The organism is Psychrobacter sp. ER1 (assembly GCF_048631835.1).
GTDB lineage: Bacteria > Pseudomonadota > Gammaproteobacteria > Pseudomonadales > Moraxellaceae > Psychrobacter.
The window spans coordinates 3,237,060-3,255,954 of the sequence record NZ_CP184640.1; the positions used below are offsets into that span (position 1 = coordinate 3,237,060).

Below are 18,895 nucleotides of genomic sequence, written 5' to 3' on the forward strand. Positions count from 1 at the left end.
TTCTAAGTATAATCAGTAAAAATCTGTTCACTACAACTAGATATAGCTTGGCACAATAAGCTATATCTTATTTTTTACTCACAAGTATACAGAAAGGTCTGTATTAATATTAGGAGAGTGTATATTGTATAATTTAGATGAGAAAATTGCCAGACGAAATACAATAAGCCTACTTAGCAGTAGCATCCCAGAATCCTTATGGAATAACAATCAGGACAAAGTTTTAGACCTTAAGGCAGAGCTCGCAGAACATCATTTATTCAAGCATGACATCATTCAAACTCTTAACCAGGATAGCATTTGCTTAGATACATTGAAGTATATACATTTGGAGTATGAGAATAGTATTGTAGAGATTTTTACTGATGCTCTATTGATGGCACAGTTTCAAGCTAAGCAGTTAGATAAAAAAAATATATTCGTCCGTGAAAATGTATCCTCGTTTTTGCTAGGACTGAATATAGCAGACGAGTTTGGTTTTTCTTTTGAGACCAATGATGGCCTGACTCCTCTTAACTCACACTTCTGTCTTTTCAAAAAAGTCTTAGGGCAGTTAAACATAAGTTCAGAAATTGATTCGAATCACGCATATACAGAAGAATCTACCGACCTGAGAATATATTTGGAAGAAGCTTATGATGATTATATAAAGCTACTTTTATTACTTGCAGTTGCAGAGCAACAAGTTATAGCGTTTTCAGCTCCTTTAAAACAGGCTGTTGAGAATGCTGGAATAAACACCAAAGATGGCTATTATTATGTTCATGGTACTACCTCTGATATAACTACAGTAGCTTCAGATGACTATCATGAAAATGATCTATGGCTATTAATCACGCACTCACTGCACCTGCACTCTGTAGAAGACCTCCGAACTTACGCTTTAGAATACTGTCAACTATGGATAATTTTTGGAATAAAATGTTAGTTTCTGTAAAGTCTACCTCTGTTAATATTCTATGAAAGAGGCTTTTTAAAAGAGTTCAATCCAAGTTAGTGTAACTTCCGTTTGGATAAATATGCATCAATCCAAACGGAAGTTACACTCAATCCTAAAACGACTTAGTACAGATGCTCAGTTATGCAATTAGCATCAACCACTTTTTAGATGCCGACTGGGTTGCTAAGCACACTACTTTAAATGCTGCCTGATCAGAGGAAGATACCTTACGCTTATTTACCGCAGTACAAAAACACACTGTTTAGATAATCAATAGTATAAGTGGCTTTTTTAATGTCTTGAGGATAGTTAAGAAATACAGTTAAGCACTCCCAGTTATTACACCAAGGCTTAACCACCTGTGGGTACTTACTGTTCCCCATACTTTTAGATGATTAAGACTAGCCTTCCGCTATTTCAAACTTATCAGCGCCACAAGATCGCTCTAAATCAGGCATTACTGCCTTTTTATCTATCTGTGGTACACCTCGATTGAATAACAGCATCATTTGTACAATACACAGCTGAAGATTAGCGCTGGGGTAAGCTATGTTAATAGCATCGGAAACCTTTTTACCATCAAGTTCCACACCTAGAGTCAGATAAACAGCCATATTCATAATATGCTTATTTTGACGCACATTAACTACAATGTAGTCTAGATAGACGATAGAATAGATATTGCTAATAATCTCATTCCCTTTTAAAAAAACTGCGAAGCCCTAGTGTTATCTACTTTAAATACATAATAAGAGAGATTCAAAATGGATAAAGAATTTAGAATATTAACGCTTTCGGGGAGGCGGTTATAGGGGATTATATACGGCCAAAGTTTTAGCCGATTTAGAGGAGCAAACTAATCAGCCTATTGGACGCTACTTCGACCTTATAGCAGGTACATCGATTGGTGGAGTAGTCGCTTTAGCAGTGGCGTATGAAGTTCCAATGAAAGACGTTGTCGATATGTTTGTAAAGCATGGAGAACGGATATTTACGAAACAGAGGTTCAGTTTCTTCTCCATATTCAAAGCCACTTATGGTAATGACTATCTGAAAGCACAAATAAGCCAATTCTTCTTAGATAAAAAATAGGTGATTTAAAGCACAATGTGATAGTGCCTGCTATTAACTTCTCCGCTGGACGACCAGTGGCTTTTAAAACACCACATCACCACAGCTTTTTTCGTGATGCCAAACATGACAACGTGGATGTAGCTATGGCAACCTCCGCTGCACCCATATACTTTCCTAAATACCATTTCAAAGATGCAAATTATGTAGATGGTGGACTTTTTGCTAATAATCCAAGTCTACTGGCAATACATGAAGCCCAGCATTTTTTTGAAATACCTAAAGAGAATATATATTTATTACATGTAGGTACACTATCTTCTCATACTTCTGACGTATATAGGAAAAAACCAGCAAGGGGTATGACAGATTGGGCTAATGGTCTCTTTTTGAACAAAGCTCCTAAGAACATAATAGAACTCACTTTGCAAGTCAGCAGCAAATGATGACTCATATGACTAAGCATATGCTAGGTAATAGGTATTTTGATATAGATTCAGATGTATCTAAAAATGCAACAAATTATATAGGGTTAGATAGAGCTGATGAATATGCAACAAAGTATTACTTCTCATGCCCACGAGGCTTCTAAAGATGCGTTAGGGACTCCATTTATATCAGCTTTACTTAAAAAACAAACTACTATACCTACTTGGGCAAATACTGAGGAGCAAGATAATGAATAATGAAATACCTACTAATAATTTTCATCGAGTTTTACGTAATGAACCAGAAGGTTTTTACTCAGTTATTGCCTACAAAAGATCAGCTAGATATTTTTAAAAACTGCAAAGATCTTGTGCAAGGAGCGCTTGCGTTAAGTCTGAAGAAAAATATGGTACTAAACCAAAGTTTAGATTACAAGGTTCATGGGCTTATGGTACTTGTAATGTACCAAATCGCTGAAGGTCAAGAAATAGATTTTGATTATGGGTGCTATCTGCCTGAAAATTGTTTCTCAGGCGATCAAGAAAATGATGCAGAAGTATTAATAGGCCATGTTAAGCAATGCTTATCTCAACTTTGTTTTAATCAAAATTGGCAGCTAGATGATACCAACCCAAGTTGTCTACGTATAAGGGGATTCATGGCAGACGCTCATTTCGATATTCCTTGTACGCCGTTCCTAACGATATGTTTAATGACTTAAAGGATGTACCTATTTCAAGTCGTAAGAACTCAGACGTTGTCGAAAGTAACGAAAGCTTTGATGGTTTATCAAATCAGAATATGAAGGATCTTTAAATTTCAGTGAAGATACTCAACCACAAGATTTATCAGATTTTTTGGAGAGTCTAACTTTACTCGTAGTTCAGGCATTATTAACTTGAGTGAATCTTTGAAAGTAACCAATTTGACAGTACACAAAAACGAGTCGACTCAATCTTATATAAAGGATATTTCGCTAATCGAAATGATGGTAAGTGGAAAGTATCTAACTGTGAACGTGTTCGTGAATGGTTTTTGAAGGAATGTAGTGAACTTCCTGGTGAAGGCCAACAGTTAAGATCTATAGTTCGCTATATTAAGGCGTGGAGAGACTATAATTTTAACCCTGAACACCGCAAAGCACCTACTTCATTAGCGCTTATGATATTAACAGTTGATACGTATAAATACACTCAGCAACGAGATGATAAAGCGCTAATACAAGTAGTCTCGATGCTTCCTGATAGGTTTTTGCAAGACGTTACTTGCAAAGATATGTAAGATCATGAAACTGAAGTATTTAACGATTATAAAAGATGATACACATGAGTATAGAACTGAAGATAATCGTTTGGCTAAACAATTTTATGAATCACTTGAATATTGTTCAACTAAGGCAACCGCCGCAAGACAATGCCTCACTCTCTAAAAACAAGTCTTGGCGATAAAATAGCAGATAATGAGGATTTAGTTTCTATTAGTGTCATAGAGCCTAGTTCTAGACCTGTACAGGTAGCAGCAAGTGCAGCTATTATCCCGCCACAAATTGGCGGTTGATTTAGATTTATGGAATCGTACTGATGTAATAATAGGTATTAGTAGTCGCTACCCTAACTGGACGTTTTCACGTAGAGCGCAGCCTTCATTGTATTTAAGAGGGCAAAATGAAGTAGTATCTAATCGAGCTTATCTCGATACATGGATTATACGTTTAAATATAAGTAGAAAATACCAGATAGAGCTACTAATACAGGTGTCCGATTGGGATTTTATAGAGTTGCCCTTCTGTATATGTAAGGTCTATACCAGAAAGCGCTATCGAAAATCTTCTACCTTCACCTCACCTATTTCTTAAACGATGGGTGCTTGATGATAAGGTCTATTATTACCTGTGCTGATTACTGTCAATACGATATCATTTGATACTTACGATAAATTATCTGTTGTCGAATATTGTTTCAATCAATCAAAAACATAGTTACTAAACTGCTAACTGATCAGCATTATCGATCCAAAGATACAATGCAAGAAATCGTTTTTTTATGGCAACAAATAGCAACTCGTAATAGTGAAAATCATCAATATCATTTAAATAATACTACTGATATTGATGCTAATCCAAAATATTCAAAACACTACAGCTCTATTCTTTCTATAGTTAATGATACATCAGGCTACCATAATTTTGCAGTCTTAAACTTAAAAGAGCGTTCGAACACTCTATGTCATGTGATTAATTTAGGCAGCTCTTATCAGCCTCATTTCATTCCACGCCAATTTATAGATGAAAGCTCATTGAATGGAATCCCTTTTAAAACATTTAGCAACTGGTTGAAGAAGATTTCTTTGAGCGCCTATTCTCAACTTGAATCAGCTATCTTCTCGGATACGTTAATCATATCAAAGATATAGACATAGTCTGAGAAAGAATCCAACTATGATTTTACAGGATGCTTAATTATAGATAGTGAAACACTTAGCTTTAGAATTGACCTATCTTTATTAAACAAGGCTTATCAATACAAAGGAGACTTACATCTCTCAAAAATTATCGACAAAAGATATTGAGTCAAAGTAAGATTTTTCTGCTAAGTTCTTTTAATTATACACCTCATCACATTTTTGAAAGGAATATCAAAAAGTTGGAACAGCCTAGTTTGATCGACAAGAAAGGTATTAATAATTGGTTGCGGTGCTATCGGTGGTTATATCGCGTTAGCGTTAGCCCGTTTAGGTGCTGGGGCTAATAATGGAAAGTTGATCTTAATTGATAATGATAAATTATCTTCATTAAACTTAGGAAGGCACGTTCTAGGTAAAAACTATTTGTATCAAAACAAGGCTACTGTTCTAAAAAAAGAGATTGAGAATCAATTACCTAATATGAATATTGAAGCTTATCCCAACTCTATTTTAAATAAGATGGGTCTTATGGCAGATGTGGATTTGAATAATTGTATGCTACGGCAAGTTCTGCTGTGTCTCAACGTATCAATGAAAATTACGATCAATCAGAAAAAGATAACTGCACCTATTATCCATGCCGGATTAGAAATAATGGTGAATGTGTCCAGTCTTTATTTTACGATAAGATGTAGTCGCAAGTGCCTGTCGCTCTTGTATTAATAAGAATGGACATCATATTCGAGCCGAATACGACGCACTAGAAGGAGGCGTAGAACCTATTACTGCTATTAGAGCCTGTACTGACTTTACACCCTATGCCGTTTCATCAAGTATGTCTACTGCCTCTTTAGTAACTGATATGGTATTAGACTGGTTGAAAGGAGAGGTAAGCCCACGTTATAGAACACGGTATAGTGAAAAGTGGCACGGGAAGAAACTACAAAGTGCTGACTTTTTACCACATGAGGACTGTCATGTATGTGCTAGACCATGATTAACAATACTTGGTTTTTTAAAAATGAATGTCCGATCCGTATGGTCAGCTTTGAAGTTCATGTCCTAGAAATAATAGATAGGTTTAGACAAAGGAAATATTATTCACAGCTAGAAAGCTGTGGCATTTTAATGGGTGAAAAACGGGGATTGCATGGCGAGGACATTCACGTTATGCACCTGTCTACACCGAAGATAACTGATTTTAGAACGCCCGTTTACTATAAAAGAGGCGTACATGGTCATCAAGAGCATTTAAATCAATTGCATGATTCTAGTCAAGGTCGTATTCAGTATTTAGGAGTGGCATACGCATCCACAAAAGAACGCTAAACCTTCTTCTACAGACTATAGAGAATGGAGTAAAACGCAAATACTTCAAAAGAACAACCTGTATTATTTTTTATTGCAGGGGTGCATGAGGATTAGCTTGGTATCCAAAAAAGTGAAGTATTGCATTTACCTACCTATTTTGTAAATAGAGGATCTTATTAGCTGGTTTTTCAGACAATAGCAATAAAAACTATTCTAAAAAGATGTTGACATATACGCCGTTAAACCGATTATTAGTAATGAATACATCAATCGACTAGTTAAAAAGAAGCTAGATGCTGTGTTAAATATAAGGCGTTTACATAACAAAACTTATAGAAATGACGCTGTCAAACTACTTCAAAGATTAATAAGCTATTAATGAAAGTGGTATAATTTTTGCATATAATTTAAGTTGTAGAGAGCCTTTCCCAAACTTTGGTGTAACTGCTTATAATCCACTAACAGGAGAATAAGCAATGACTACTCAATCTGACATTAAAAAGCTGGCTGAGCAATGGCTGGTAGCATGAACAGCTTCGATCGACATCAAAGACTTTCAGAAGCAGCTCATGCAGTCGTTTATCGATATGCCTTAGAGGCTGAGATGGAAGACCATCTCGGCTACCGGAGGCATGAGAAAGCAGACAAGCCTAATAAGCGTAACGGGCACACTAAAAGAGAGTCCGCAGTGACATAGGCGAGCTTGAGATCTCCACCCCCAGAGACCGCGACAGTAGCTTTGAGCCTGTACTTGTCAGTAAGCATCAAACCCGTATTAGTGGCCTTGATGATAAAATCATATTCCTTTACGCCAAGGGTCAAACCACCACTGAGATCGTAGAGAGCATTAAAGAGCTCTACGATGTCGACATCTCAAGCTCTCTTGTCTCAAGAGTCACCGATAACATATTAGAGGACATCACCGCTTGGCAGAACAGGCCGCTGAGCAGTGTTTATCCTATCGTCTATTTGGACTCGCAACGTCGTGAAGATGGTCAAAACAAGCAGACTTCATCAACAAAGCCACTTATTAGCCCTAGGCGTCAATCTTAGGGTAAAAAGAGCTGCTGGTATGTGGCCATCAGGAATGAAGTATGCGCTAAGTTCTGGCTGCGTTCGCTCGTCTCCGAACTACAAAAACCAAGGGTGCAAGATATCTTGATTGCCTGTGTTGATGGTTTAAAAGTGCTTTCCTGATGCCATCAATACTGTTTACCCTAACACCAGGTTCGTGTGTATCGTGCATATGGTGCGTTACTCAATGAAGTTTGTGCCGTGGACGGATAAGAAGGCCGTAGCGGCTGATTTTGGGCGGCAATTTATGCAGGTGCTGCGACGCTTGAGATAGCAGAGGCCAACCTGAGCACTTTGATGAGACTGGGGCACAGAGTACCCACATGTCATCAAGTCTTGGCGTAATAACCGGGAGGGCTTAACGGTGTTCTTTGAGTATCCGCAAGTATATCAGAAAAGTGATTTATACCACCAATGCTATTGAGTCTTTAAACAGCGTGATTCGACATGTTTTCGCGTGAACAAACGTAAGGTGTTCCGTCTGATCAGGCAGCATTCAAGGTAGTCTACCTAGCAACTCAAGGCGACTAAAAAGTGGTCGATGCCAATCGTTTTGTACTAAGTTCTTTAAACTCAGCACTGTAAGTTCTACGTTTGGGTTTGTTAGGTGGTTGTGTTAAATATGGTACATAGTGTCCACGATTATTAATCGTGGACACTATCTCGCATTTTTAAGTGAGGAAAAGATGGGCTGGTCGATGCTTACGTAATACCGCCATTGATAGCGATAAAAGCGACTGTATCCCTTGTGAAGCGTTATGTTCAAATTAAAATATTTGCAGTCAACCCGTTGAACACTCTGCACGATTCTGATCAGCCTACTTACCACTATCTTTTTGTTAAAAAACCAGAAACTCTAGTTTCTGGTTTTTACATTGTCACTGATTATTTGCAAACTTTAAGCCTCAACTTTCTCTTCGCTGAGGAGCCCTTTATTTATTAAACTTTGTTTAAATCTAGCTGATGCTTTACTAGCTATATGGTCTGAAATACGTCACGATTTTTATAAATATCACTGTACATCTCTTCTTCCAGTTAATTTATCTTTTCCAAGAAGCAGTGCATCTTTATTCTTTCTTACCGTGCTGTAAGTGTTACTATCAAACGCAAATGGAAATTCAGTTTTGTTTAACATGGTATATCTCCCTTACGTGGAATAATTGCAGCAAATTAATTAATCAAGTAATTTTGAAAGAAATGTTGATTGAGCTTATCTTCAAATAATGTTTTGCTTTTCCAACAGTAAAGCCATCGCCTTTACTTTAAGAATTGCTACGACCAATCGCATCACTAACACTTTCCAATGAGGACGGAAGTTCGGTCTTTTCAGAAATGTTAGATAGATCAAACTCTCTGCAAGTTCCGCTAAATCTTCCTAGATAGAAATCTGTAAAGCTTGTAAAGTTGGTTGGTATATGGGAGTTAGGTAGAATGACTCTATATTATTTTGCATCGATACCATAATACTTTCTTTAAACTCTTGCTGTAAAGTTTCGGTAGAAGCCCTTCATCAACTCTCTCCTCTGTATTCGCACATTGTATCGTTATAAGGTGATTTAAAGTATCGATAGTGACTTAGGTATAATGAATCATTGACAACATTATACACCTCAGGGTTCATGCCTCGAATAAAAGTATTCATTACACTGCCCTGTGCAAACGGAACAAGGTCGCAGTGATGTTCATCACTAATTGAGATATCACCAGTAACACTGTAACGAAGGTTCCCACTGACCACTCCATCCGTCTGGATAGAATATAGAGCTGGATATAATTGTTCATTACCGTAGCCTACAAAAACTAATCCTGTAAAGCCTAACAAAAAGCAATTAGATGATAAAATACTAATGAACAAATCAGCAATTTTTGCTCTTAATCCTTCAATATTATCTGAATGTAGTAGTAATGGAGTACTATTTATAAGTACATCATCAATAACTTCATAGATAAAATCCTCATTACTCTGCTTAAAACTTTTTAGATCTACCTCATCTAGACCTTCTATCTTATCTAAGGCATTGAAAATTAAGATATCTTGATCAACTATACTGTCTAGTATAGCTGCTACTTTTTCACGCTGTCGATTTTCTCAGATGGTATATCTTCATACGAATCTAAATCTTGTAATACTAACAAAGTGTCATAATCACCCTGATCTAATAGTTGGTTTCCTACATCATTTATAATTTTATTGACTATGATCTGTAACTTCGTTGTAAGAAAAGCTTTTCTTTTTTCTAAAGTTCAATAATTCATTTTTTATAAGAAATTTCCTGAAATCATCGCTGTACTTTTTAACAGTTCTGAATGATCTTTTCTTTAAACTTTTTCTATACAACTTGATGATTAGCTCCCAAGGTGTATAAAGAAACTCTGCATTGTTAAAGATCATGATCGCAACTGGATGGTGTTTTGATAAAGTGAAGACTTTGTTAGCTGTATTAAAAACCTTGCTAGTTGATTTATCACCATTAGTAATTGTCGCAGCACTATCTGCGGCTAATGCCATACCTGTCTTATTTAAGATCGCTACAACCTGCTGTCATATAACTCTCTTTGGTTTAAAAGCTCAAATACTCAAAATACAAACAAACCTGATTTGCTTCATTTATCTGTTTTATAATCTATATATACGGCATTAAATATATATCAATCAATGGCTTAATATACTAAGCATACACTTTCCCTATTAATATTTATATCTCAAAACTATTTTTTAATGTTAGATTATCCATATCACCTATAGCTTCTATAAAACTCTGATCATGAGATACCAAGATAATTGCACCTGTATAGTCGTGTAATGCTTGCTGGAGCAAGTTTTTTTGATTCTATATCTAAATGGTTGTCAGGTTCATCTAGTAGCAGTAAGGCTGGAGCAGTAGGACCACAAAACAAGCATGCAAGGGCTACTTTTAATTGTTCGCCACCGCTTAATGTATTGACTGGCTTGATTGCAGCATCTCCTTAATTCTCAGTTGCGCCAATCGAGTTCGATATAAATCTTCTGTCCAACCAGACGCCTGCTGACGAAAATTATCTAATGCGGACAGATCTTTATCGAGAAAAGAAAAATGCTGATCCATAAGGCGATAGGACTGAGTAACTGCTATTTCACCTCGCAACGCTTCAAGCTGACCTGATATTACTTTTAGTAAAGTGGATTTGCCACTACCATTCTTACCAGTAATGGCAATGCGTTCGCCCTTATTCACGATCAAACTCAATGTAGCTGCCATGCCAAAAGGTAAGACAACATCAGATAGATGCAGCAGTGGATTACTGGTAACTTCGGGAGTAGCCGTTACGATGGCAAGCGGTTCTATAATCTCTAATTGTGCCTTAGCACTAGCTGCTTGTCCGCTAGCATTTTGTATTCGATCATCGTGTAGCTTCGCTTTACGTGATTGAGTAGCCTCTGAGCGCCCTAACTCACGATCTAGAATAATTTTACTTTGATTGCTATCTTTACGTTTATTTTTACCGCGACTTTGGCGCTGTTCGGTCTTCTCTTGAGCAACCTGCTGTTCTCGCTTGGCTTGCTGTAGTTCTTTTTGCCTGATCAGCACTTCTTTGCGCACCTAAAAGTAGCTGTTCTTGACTCTCTAGCCAATCATGCCAACCACCACGACTTATTGAAATCCCCATACTCGTTAATTCATAAACGATCTGTACTTGTTCTAATAAAATGGGATCATGTGACACTAATAAAACACCGCCATTAAAACTCTCTAGCCATTGAGCTAACCACACGCGACCATCCTGATCTAAATGGTTGCTAGGCTCATCAAGTATTAAAAACTTACATCCTTGCCTTTTAATGCTAACAGTTTTAAACGTGTCTGCTCACCACCGCTATGACTTAAATGGACGCTTAAGAACATCTAGTGATAGCTCACCTTCTGCCAATAAGGCGTCTGTTTCAGCTTCCCAATTCCACTTACCGTCCATAAAACTAAAATCTTCCGGTGTACCTTCACCATTGAGAATACGTGAGCTTACTCGTTGTATCTCACTAACACCTAAAACATCACCTGCGGTTCCTACTATTTCAGTTTCTCCCTGAGCCAAGTAGCCTATTTTGCAAAAGCGTTGTACAACACCTTCACTAGGCTGCAACCTATACTAGGCTGCAACCTATCTGCTAGTATTGCTGCTAAACAGGATTTTCCTACTCCGTTTCTGCCAATTAACGCATGTAACTCATTAGTCAAAAAATATCAATTTCTGAAAATAAAGGCAATGATGATTCAGGAAAAACTAAACTTAACTGTCTTGCTTCTATTAGGTTTTGCATAAACCCTCTTTAAAACGTATTACATTAGCCAAATAAATACAATCCAAGCTCCAATAGATGCTAAAAAGCAAAGTAGACTAGCTCTTTTACAATATGAGAATATGCGAAAGTTGCTAGAAGGAATAATGGACTCGTACCTATTAGCTCCTTCTAAAAGTAAGTATAAACGTTGAATACTTAGTTTATCAGCTAAATCTCTTTCACTTCTTATATCGGCATACAAATAAACAGCTCCAAAGATAATACCCAAGGCATTAGCGATAATGGCTCCTTTTAAATAGAAATAACTGATTACTCTGTATGAACAGCAGGGAACTGTCAAGTGCTGGGGACATTCTAGTAATTTGAGACACTATGACTGAGAATACTCCAGAAGCGATAACAATAAGCCACTTCATCCATTCATAATCTTTTTCATTAGCAGTATTGTGCTTCTTTGCAAGCGCTCGGCCTATTTCGTCCTAGTGTAGGTTTCAAAGCTTCATGACGATTATAAAAATCTACCGTGATTCCCTCTTTATCTAGTTTGTTATTGAACCTCCTTTGAAGAGCCTTCAACTCTCGCTTACTCATCAGCTCGTTACTCGCTTAATTGTCCAATGCAAAACTAATACCCCTAATAGAAGTAGGTAGCCAAACAACCAGTCTCCTTGTAATGTATCAATAACAACTAAAGGCGCTTGATTAATACCAACACTACCAGTTGTATTAGAAATATGGTTTTCAGCAATAAAGCTCAACGCAAAGTATCCGATTAAGGCAAAAAAGTAAATATTATTGATAATTTTAAGAATTTTTCGTCGATTTTACGCATAGCTTACTTTTCCGTAATTAGCTTTTCTTTGAACATTAGTATGAACCCAAAGCTAAATATGAGACAGCCTAGACCAGCTACCAGTTGCTCTGACACAGTTGTTTGATGCTCCCAGTCATACGCTATGATGATTATCAGGATAGATATAATCCAAGATATAGTCGCAACTAAAGCAAATAATATTCTATTACTTGGCAGAAAGTTAGTAGACTGTAACCATTTAGGTTTCAAACACAGCCAGAAAGCCACAAGTGGGATTGCCAGCATGGGGAATACTAGGAAAACAGCTATATAATTGTTCATTCTAATCTTATAAGTTGTTAGAGTACTTTTATAGTTTATGAAATCCCACATGCAGCATGGGTCAACCCATTACCACAGAAAAACTTAATTTCAGTACCTTTTCCTATTTTAGTGACATAATAATTAAAGTACTATAGTCTAGTTATTTTTTAAAGTATATTCTAACCTTATTTGACAGGAGCAAACTCATGGCTGTCTACGTAGATTTTGCAAATATAAGTTTTAGGCAAGATAAGTGGTGTCACTTGCTGGCCGACAGTCTTGATGAGCTGCATGACTTTGCTTTGCTTATTAATGTAGACAAACGATGGTTTCATAAAAATGCCAGTTATCCTCATTATGATATTACTGTCAGAACCAGAGAAATAGCTATCAGTAGAGGAGCTTTACCATCAAATAGAAAAAATAATTGAATGTGCAAAAAGTTAAAAGCTGAGCTTGAATACAATCGCTCTTTAACCCTGAATACGAATCAAATGAGCTTATTTTAAGTAAGGTGTTAAGATGATTATTAAAGAAGATTCGTTGGATGATCTATTGAACTCAACTTTCTCTCAAATCGTAAATTGCGGAGATGAGGTAGAGTCTTCAAAAGGGGGAAACAATGAAATTAGAAATGTTCAACTTATTTTAACTAACCCCAGAGCAAGACTAAGTATCTCAGAATCTAGAAGCAAACTGATCAGCTGTATAGGCGAGTTTTTTTGGTACGTGAACGGAAGTGATAGTATTGAGTTCATAGAGTATTACATATCAAACTACCGAGATTTTATCGACTATAAACAAGGTGAAAACGCCCCTGTTTTGGGTGCGTATGGTTCTAGAATGTTTGGTATAAAGAATCAATTTAAAGCGATTAAAGATCTTCTCAAACGAAAGCCTGAAACACGAAGAGCTGTAATATCGATATATGATAAAGAAGATCTTTTTAGGGACGACTCTAGAGACATTCCTTGTACCTGTTCATTACAGTTCTTCGTCAGAGATAATGCTCTCCACTTGACTACAATAATGAGATCTAATGATGCTACTAAGGGCCTAATACATGACTTATTTAGTTTTACCCTTATCCAAGAACTCATGTGGGCAGAGTTAGCGAAGGATAATGAAGCGTTAGAATTAGGCATCTATACACACTTCGCTGGCAGTCTACATATCTATCATGAGGATAAAACTACAGTTGATAATTTTTTACATATTGAAGGATGGCAAAACAAAGCTACGATGGAACCCATAAACCCTTCTTATTTAGAGAATGATTTTAATACCATTAAAGAATTAGAAGAAAAGCTGAGAACAAAGTCTTTACAGGACGACTTTGATATCCACAGCATTAAAGATATATTTTGGCAAGAGATAGCTATAATTCTATTGTCTTATTCATACGCTAAGCAAGGTAGACAAAGCGAATTAAAAGAGCTTAGAGATTTATGTAGAAGTGACCCTATACTCTATTTTCTAGATAAAAAAATTAATGAAATTAACAGAAAAAATTTTAAGTAGGGCGTTTATGAAATATCAAGAAAGAATCGATTATTCAGTCATATTAGCTAATGACATTACCGAATACCTTACAAACGAAGGGCTTTCTTGCGGGCTTTCTAGAATTTCATATGAGGTTTTAGCTATGCAAATTATCGAAAGCATGAAGCGGGTTAAATACTTCAATGCTGTTTCAAACAGAGATATTGATACCCGAAGGTTAGACCCTCAAGACACCATTTTTGACCCAGTAAGAGCAATTTTATACCTAAAAGACAGAAATTATGATGAAGCATGTTGGTTGACTTTTTTGTTAGTCTATACAGCAGAGAATTACCAATCAAATTGGAATTTCTTGAGGCAACTATACTCAGGTGTAGATGAAAAATTGACGTGGGAAGTTGCTAGTAATAATACTCAAATACTTCCTAGGTTAGCAGATAATCTTATCAACTCACAAAACAAACCAAAATTTGGTAATCATGCGAAGTTTAAGACTTTAAGAGATATACCTAGAGTGCTTGAAGATTACATAAACTTTGTTAAAGTTAATGGTGGTCATTATAACCTGTTCATAAATAACAGTTTAGAAGATCCTAAAGAACATTTTAGAATTCTTTTCCCAGTAATTCGACGCAATATACATAGCTTTGGGCGATTATCGACATTTGACTATTTGTCTATGCTATCTAAGACTGATTTGGTTAACGTTGAAGCTGATAGCTGCCATATCGTTGGGTCAACTGGTCCTAAAGACGGGGCTAAACTTATCTTTGGTAGTTTCTCAGATAAGCAATTAGATAGCTACGCTATGGGTCTAGCAGATCACCTCGAAATTGGCTATCAAGAGATGGAAGACGCATTATGCAACTGGCAAAAATCACCTAATGTATTTTATACTTATAAAGGGTAGTCAATTTAAACCCTACCCTTTATCACCTGTTATTTACATAATATGCCAAGGTTTAGCTAAGTACCTCTGGTATAGAGGAGTTATCGAATATAGGCCTATGTCTATCATTAAAATACCTGTAATCTATTTTTTGAGAAGATTTCAATACTCCTATAAGTAGGCTTGGTGACAGATTAACTTCGTTAGCGACCCTACACAAATTTGCAAAGCTAGAACGTTTGTCTCTACGTACTAATTTAAAATCAACTTTTTGTTCAATCTCTTTTAAGGTGAAAGGGTAGATTAACTGTGAAACCATAAATTCATCAGCTTCCTTTTCGCACTCATCATGCTGTTCATTATCTTTAGGTTCACCAAAATCGTAATGTGTCATTTCATCTTGGTGTAAAATTAGATGTGCAGCCTCATGAAAAAAGTCTGCCAAAAGAGGTGGTCTTGATTGTATTTGTTAGTAATAACAATCATTCCTTTGCCCTCTATGAACTTTGATACGCCCCTTATAGGGCATTTATCCAAAGTGCTTAAGAACACTACGGCTACACCGCATTCAATACAAATTTCTAGTAAATCTTTCTTAAAATTCCTTAACCCTCTTTTTCTAGATAAGGTTTTAATTTCTTGTAATTTTTCTATAAAAGAGACTTATTGAAATCGTTTAGGATATGTTGCTTCTTAAACTCTAACTCTGCCATACGCATAAATGCTGCAATGTTCAATGTTGAAAATTCATAGCTTCCAATTTTTTTATACCTTGATCCTAAGAAATTCTTGTATATACTTTCTTCGTTTAATGGACTCAAGTCTGAAATACCAAAAAACTTTTTAAGTTCAATTGATCAAGGTATTTATAATCTGAACTTGGTAACCACGATCTTTTTTCATCTCTTGAACAAGTGTATAGTAATCTTCAAAATTGCTATCGATATTGCTCTCTTGAAATCTTCTAATACTCTTCTCATAGTTGTTTTGTATATTTAACCAAAAATCTTCACTCCCACCTATAAGTCGAGCTAGGTAAATAGCTGTATCGGAATCGATATCTATCTGTTGATTGTTTAGCTTCTTAAGAAAACTGCCACTCAGACAAGATGGGTCAACATTACTTCCTTCCAGAAATTTTAGTATGGTTTGAGAAGGGTGGTAAACCCAATTAGGCTGAAAATCGTGTATCATTGCTATTTTCTCCTATGTATTTGAGTTTTAGTCTACTAACTGTTTCCCAGTCGTAACTTGCACTTTTACCCAAGTGTGACTTATTGGCTATAGAAAATTGAGCTACAATATCACTAGTCAAATTGACTTGCAAAGTATCTTTTTCAAAATAGAAGTCATTTTGAGTAGGTATATCTTGTAGAGTGTCCCCTGCTGCTAAGGTCGTCAAGATAAACTTTAGCTTTTCTCTAGCTTCTTCTGTAAGCTGATAGAAACTAAGAAAGTCGTCTATTGAGCTATCTCTTAGTTCTCTTGATTGATATGAAATGATCATCTTTTTCCAGTAAGAGGCTGTTATGAGTGTGATTAGTGTTGTTGCCGCAGTAATAAAGCACGACGATAAATATCTATGCGCACAAAGGAAAAGAAGTAAGTTCGAATATCTATCGTATAAATTTGAATTTCCGGGTGGTAAAGTTGAGTCTAACGAGACTCACGAACAAGCACTCCACCGTGAGATATTAGAAGAGCTAGATGCACATATTGAAATAGTATCAATATTAAAAAAATAGAACATCAGTACCCAGACTTTAAGGTTCATATCACTTTTTATAGATGCAGCATTTATGAAAAAGAATCTATAAAAAAGTAGAACATAATAACCTATCGTGGCTTACAAAGCAGGAACTTCATGAGCTAGACTGGGCAGAAGCAGATATACCTATTATTAGGTTACTCTGAATATAATCGCGTTGTCGATAATAATACTAATTTTTATATTTGAATTGATTAGATTTTAAGTGTGTTATAAGTTATCTATACCGTTTCTGACCCAATTACTGTTAATCGAGTTAGGATGCTTAAACAAAGCTAACTTCCCATTGTAAAAGTTAGTAAATTCAGAGTTTAGAGTTCCGTTTAAACTTACAACTTTTGCTATCAATTCAACTAGCTTACCGTCCTTACTGAAAAAATCTTCATCATTGTCAGTTTTATAAGCGATGCCATTAAAACCTTTTACTCTTGTTCCATTGCTTTTTGAGTCATTTTTCTTCTTTAACTTTACTTCTCCAAACTCTAAAATATAATACTTATTTTCCGCAATTTGCAATTCTATGACTAAAACATACTCAGGCCAGTATAAATCATGAGCAGTAGAGTGTAACTTGGCTAAAGACATCACATAGAAATCGTCCTGCTCTTGAAGACCCTGACCAAAAGTAAACCAGCGTGCGGTTCCATGATTTTGTTTCGAGTACTCTTTAGCATGATTCCAAGTTTTATTAAAGCGAGATTGATCGTCTTCTTTTACATCAAAAAGTCCCTTGGCTAAACCTGTTGATCCTCTCCCAATTTTCTCTCCTACACCTAGTTCCTCTGGCATCTCTTCTTTTACAAAGCGTGTGCTATCATCAATAGGTTTAGAAATTATACCGTTTGTTAGTTTGTTGATTATGACTAGATCACCAATTCTCTCCAATCGTTCGAGTAATATTAAAGTCGTTAGATTATTTACAGGGTTGTGAGTAAAATCTAGATCTTCAATATTATCTGGTGGTATGTACTGCCTTACTGTCAAAAAATCTTGAATCTCTATAGATTCATCAGTGCTAAGTCGTCTTTTTGGTTGAAGAACAAGGTTAATAGGATCAAGTTTAGGTTCACTGATACCGATAATATTTGCGCATAATATTTTATCCCCGATAGGGATACCCTTAATATGTAAGGTCAAAGGTTGATACCAAAAATCAATTCGAACGTTTCTTTTTTATTATCTTTAGCCTCTTGAATATTGTTGTGTATTTTCTCAACTTTTTTCCATACGTCTAAGTTATATTTTAACTGATGTAGAAATACTGCGTCTCTTTGAGTGAATTTTGGAGGTAATACAACATATTCATCAACTCCCTCGGCCTTCATTTTTTCTTCGATCTGTTTGTTTCTTGGAATCAGTTTTTTCTCTATAGTATCCAAATTATATCTACTAATAATACGTTTTATATCCATGGAATACCCATAATGGGTAATGAATAAAGATAAAGGGTGAACGATAATTTTATGTTCACCATCTTCAATATTTATTAATTGATTTTTATCATAGCCATTTATTTTTTCAAAGTATTTTGTACTATCGAATGGCATTTCATTTATTAGTTGGCTTCTTTTGATAGTTTCCTCAAATGTAGGATTTTCTTTAAGGTCTATTTCTGCTCCAACTCTCATATCAAAATATGCTTTTGAAAAAGAGTGAATATTATAATTATCTTCAACTTCAACTTCATAGGAATTAAGAACAAAGCGCTCTTCTGACTTACCATTTTTCCAAATACTACCGAAAGGTAATTTATGTATGTGGTTGATATGAATTCTTAACTTTAAATAGCTAGTAGCTTCTTCTCCATTTTCTTTTTAATATACTTAGGCTCTGTTAAATTAGCGAATAAAACATCTACATAGGTAACTGTTCCGTTGCTGCTGGAGCTTGAGCTTGCATTAGTAGGTGCAATAAAATCCTTGTCATACCAAACGACCACATATTCAAAATTCTTATTAAAATGATTTATCGTATAATTACGGTCAGGTTCAGAATTAGCATCTGTATCATAATCAACCTGAGAATGAGGCTTTATGTAGTTACTAATGTCGAAGGAATTTTTATATTTTTCTCTAGGACTGTCTTTAGTAAAAAAATGGCTCATATAGTTC

The 18,895-nt window shown here is 35.8% G+C and carries 24 protein-coding genes and 2 pseudogenes; 14 read left to right on the plus strand and 12 right to left on the minus strand.

From position 1 onward, the window contains the following. Positions 1-124: 124 nt before the first annotated feature. A complete protein-coding gene (locus ACOBWA_RS15040; RefSeq protein WP_420229810.1) occupies positions 125-928 on the plus strand; it encodes a hypothetical protein in 804 nt (267 codons plus the stop codon). A 413-nt stretch (positions 929-1,341) separates the two neighbouring features. On the opposite strand, the gene ACOBWA_RS15045 is transcribed toward ACOBWA_RS15040, so the two are convergent. Further along, positions 1,342-1,560 (minus strand): hypothetical protein, encoded by a 219-nt coding sequence (locus tag ACOBWA_RS15045; RefSeq protein ID WP_420230797.1) that lies wholly within the window; start codon positions 1,558-1,560, stop codon positions 1,342-1,344. A 232-nt stretch (positions 1,561-1,792) separates the two neighbouring features. Here ACOBWA_RS15045 and ACOBWA_RS15050 point away from each other — a divergent pair. From ACOBWA_RS15050 to ACOBWA_RS15090, 9 genes and pseudogenes are all read left to right on the plus strand, one after another. Beyond that, positions 1,793-2,032, plus strand: a pseudogene (locus ACOBWA_RS15050) (hypothetical protein); the annotation flags it as partial. A gap of 23 nt (positions 2,033-2,055) precedes the next feature. Then, positions 2,056-2,457, plus strand: coding sequence for a patatin-like phospholipase family protein (locus ACOBWA_RS15055; RefSeq protein WP_420229811.1), 402 nt, complete (start codon positions 2,056-2,058; stop codon positions 2,455-2,457). A 99-nt stretch (positions 2,458-2,556) separates the two neighbouring features. Further along, on the plus strand, positions 2,557-2,697 hold the full coding sequence (locus ACOBWA_RS15060; protein WP_420229812.1) for a hypothetical protein: 141 nt from the start codon (positions 2,557-2,559) through the stop codon (positions 2,695-2,697). 38 nt (positions 2,698-2,735) lie between these two features. Continuing rightward, entirely contained in the window at positions 2,736-3,161 is a 426-nt protein-coding gene (locus ACOBWA_RS15065; protein WP_420229813.1) for a cyclic GMP-AMP synthase DncV-like nucleotidyltransferase, read from the plus strand. A gap of 314 nt (positions 3,162-3,475) precedes the next feature. Beyond that, positions 3,476-3,721, plus strand: coding sequence for a hypothetical protein (locus tag ACOBWA_RS15070; protein ID WP_420229814.1), 246 nt, complete (start codon positions 3,476-3,478; stop codon positions 3,719-3,721). A 741-nt stretch (positions 3,722-4,462) separates the two neighbouring features. Continuing rightward, the gene (locus ACOBWA_RS15075; protein WP_420229815.1) at positions 4,463-4,852 is read left to right on the plus strand and encodes a hypothetical protein; all 390 of its coding nucleotides are present in this window, start codon (positions 4,463-4,465) and stop codon (positions 4,850-4,852) included. Between the two features lie 297 nt (positions 4,853-5,149). After that, entirely contained in the window at positions 5,150-5,566 is a 417-nt protein-coding gene (locus ACOBWA_RS15080; RefSeq protein WP_420230794.1) for a ThiF family adenylyltransferase, read from the plus strand. A gap of 270 nt (positions 5,567-5,836) precedes the next feature. Further along, a complete protein-coding gene (locus ACOBWA_RS15085; protein WP_420229816.1) occupies positions 5,837-6,172 on the plus strand; it encodes a hypothetical protein in 336 nt (111 codons plus the stop codon). A gap of 458 nt (positions 6,173-6,630) precedes the next feature. Further along, a pseudogene (locus ACOBWA_RS15090) lies at positions 6,631-7,778 on the plus strand (IS256 family transposase); the annotation flags it as partial. A gap of 462 nt (positions 7,779-8,240) precedes the next feature. Here ACOBWA_RS15090 and ACOBWA_RS15095 read toward each other — a convergent pair. The 5 genes from ACOBWA_RS15095 to ACOBWA_RS15115 form a co-directional block, all read right to left on the minus strand. Further along, positions 8,241-8,363, minus strand: coding sequence for a hypothetical protein (locus tag ACOBWA_RS15095; protein WP_420229817.1), 123 nt, complete (start codon positions 8,361-8,363; stop codon positions 8,241-8,243). Positions 8,364-9,416: 1,053 nt separating this feature from the next. Next, entirely contained in the window at positions 9,417-9,737 is a 321-nt protein-coding gene (locus ACOBWA_RS15100) for a hypothetical protein (RefSeq protein WP_420229818.1), read from the minus strand. Between the two features lie 424 nt (positions 9,738-10,161). Then, complete coding sequence (locus ACOBWA_RS15105) at positions 10,162-10,797, minus strand: ATP-binding cassette domain-containing protein (RefSeq protein WP_420229819.1); 636 nt, start codon at positions 10,795-10,797, stop codon at positions 10,162-10,164. 286 nt (positions 10,798-11,083) lie between these two features. Next, the gene (locus ACOBWA_RS15110; RefSeq protein ID WP_420230798.1) at positions 11,084-11,347 is read right to left on the minus strand and encodes a hypothetical protein; all 264 of its coding nucleotides are present in this window, start codon (positions 11,345-11,347) and stop codon (positions 11,084-11,086) included. Next, entirely contained in the window at positions 11,305-11,442 is a 138-nt protein-coding gene (locus ACOBWA_RS15115; RefSeq protein ID WP_420229820.1) for an ATP-binding cassette domain-containing protein, read from the minus strand. The genes ACOBWA_RS15110 and ACOBWA_RS15115 overlap by 43 nt, the downstream gene beginning before the upstream one ends. A 1,388-nt stretch (positions 11,443-12,830) precedes the next feature. On the opposite strand from ACOBWA_RS15115, the gene ACOBWA_RS15120 reads away from it, so the two are divergent. From ACOBWA_RS15120 to ACOBWA_RS15130, 3 genes are all read left to right on the plus strand, one after another. After that, positions 12,831-13,055 (plus strand): DUF4031 domain-containing protein, encoded by a 225-nt coding sequence (locus ACOBWA_RS15120; protein WP_420229821.1) that lies wholly within the window; start codon positions 12,831-12,833, stop codon positions 13,053-13,055. Positions 13,056-13,146: 91 nt separating this feature from the next. Next, a complete protein-coding gene (locus ACOBWA_RS15125) occupies positions 13,147-14,145 on the plus strand; it encodes a thymidylate synthase (protein WP_420229822.1) in 999 nt (332 codons plus the stop codon). Between the two features lie 7 nt (positions 14,146-14,152). Continuing rightward, positions 14,153-15,037 carry a hypothetical protein gene (locus ACOBWA_RS15130; RefSeq protein WP_301449115.1) on the plus strand — a complete coding sequence of 295 codons (885 nt, stop codon included), beginning with the start codon at positions 14,153-14,155 and terminating at the stop codon, positions 15,035-15,037. Between the two features lie 52 nt (positions 15,038-15,089). Here the strand turns inward: ACOBWA_RS15130 and ACOBWA_RS15135 are convergent, their stop codons facing one another. The 3 genes from ACOBWA_RS15135 to ACOBWA_RS15145 form a co-directional block, all read right to left on the minus strand. Then, positions 15,090-15,461: a hypothetical protein gene (locus ACOBWA_RS15135; protein WP_420229823.1), complete on the minus strand. Its 372-nt coding sequence runs from the start codon at positions 15,459-15,461 to the stop codon at positions 15,090-15,092. Positions 15,462-15,865: 404 nt separating this feature from the next. After that, positions 15,866-16,210: a hypothetical protein gene (locus ACOBWA_RS15140; protein WP_420229824.1), complete on the minus strand. Its 345-nt coding sequence runs from the start codon at positions 16,208-16,210 to the stop codon at positions 15,866-15,868. Next, positions 16,188-16,523: a hypothetical protein gene (locus ACOBWA_RS15145; protein WP_301449113.1), complete on the minus strand. Its 336-nt coding sequence runs from the start codon at positions 16,521-16,523 to the stop codon at positions 16,188-16,190. The genes ACOBWA_RS15140 and ACOBWA_RS15145 overlap by 23 nt, the downstream gene beginning before the upstream one ends. 22 nt (positions 16,524-16,545) lie before the next feature. Between ACOBWA_RS15145 and ACOBWA_RS15150 the strand changes: the two genes are divergently transcribed. Next, positions 16,546-16,761, plus strand: a complete 216-nt coding sequence (locus ACOBWA_RS15150) for an NUDIX domain-containing protein (protein ID WP_420229825.1) — start codon at positions 16,546-16,548, stop codon at positions 16,759-16,761. Positions 16,762-16,994: 233 nt separating this feature from the next. On the opposite strand, the gene ACOBWA_RS15155 is transcribed toward ACOBWA_RS15150, so the two are convergent. The 3 genes from ACOBWA_RS15155 to ACOBWA_RS15165 all read right to left on the minus strand — a co-directional run bounded on the left by ACOBWA_RS15155 (position 16,995) and on the right by ACOBWA_RS15165 (position 18,888). Next, positions 16,995-17,921, minus strand: a complete 927-nt coding sequence (locus tag ACOBWA_RS15155) for a hypothetical protein (RefSeq protein ID WP_420229826.1) — start codon at positions 17,919-17,921, stop codon at positions 16,995-16,997. Further along, a complete protein-coding gene (locus tag ACOBWA_RS15160; protein ID WP_420229827.1) occupies positions 17,918-18,412 on the minus strand; it encodes a hypothetical protein in 495 nt (164 codons plus the stop codon). The genes ACOBWA_RS15155 and ACOBWA_RS15160 overlap by 4 nt, the downstream gene beginning before the upstream one ends. Before the next feature lie 152 nt (positions 18,413-18,564). Then, positions 18,565-18,888, minus strand: coding sequence for a hypothetical protein (locus ACOBWA_RS15165; protein ID WP_420229828.1), 324 nt, complete (start codon positions 18,886-18,888; stop codon positions 18,565-18,567). Positions 18,889-18,895 lie beyond the last annotated feature (7 nt).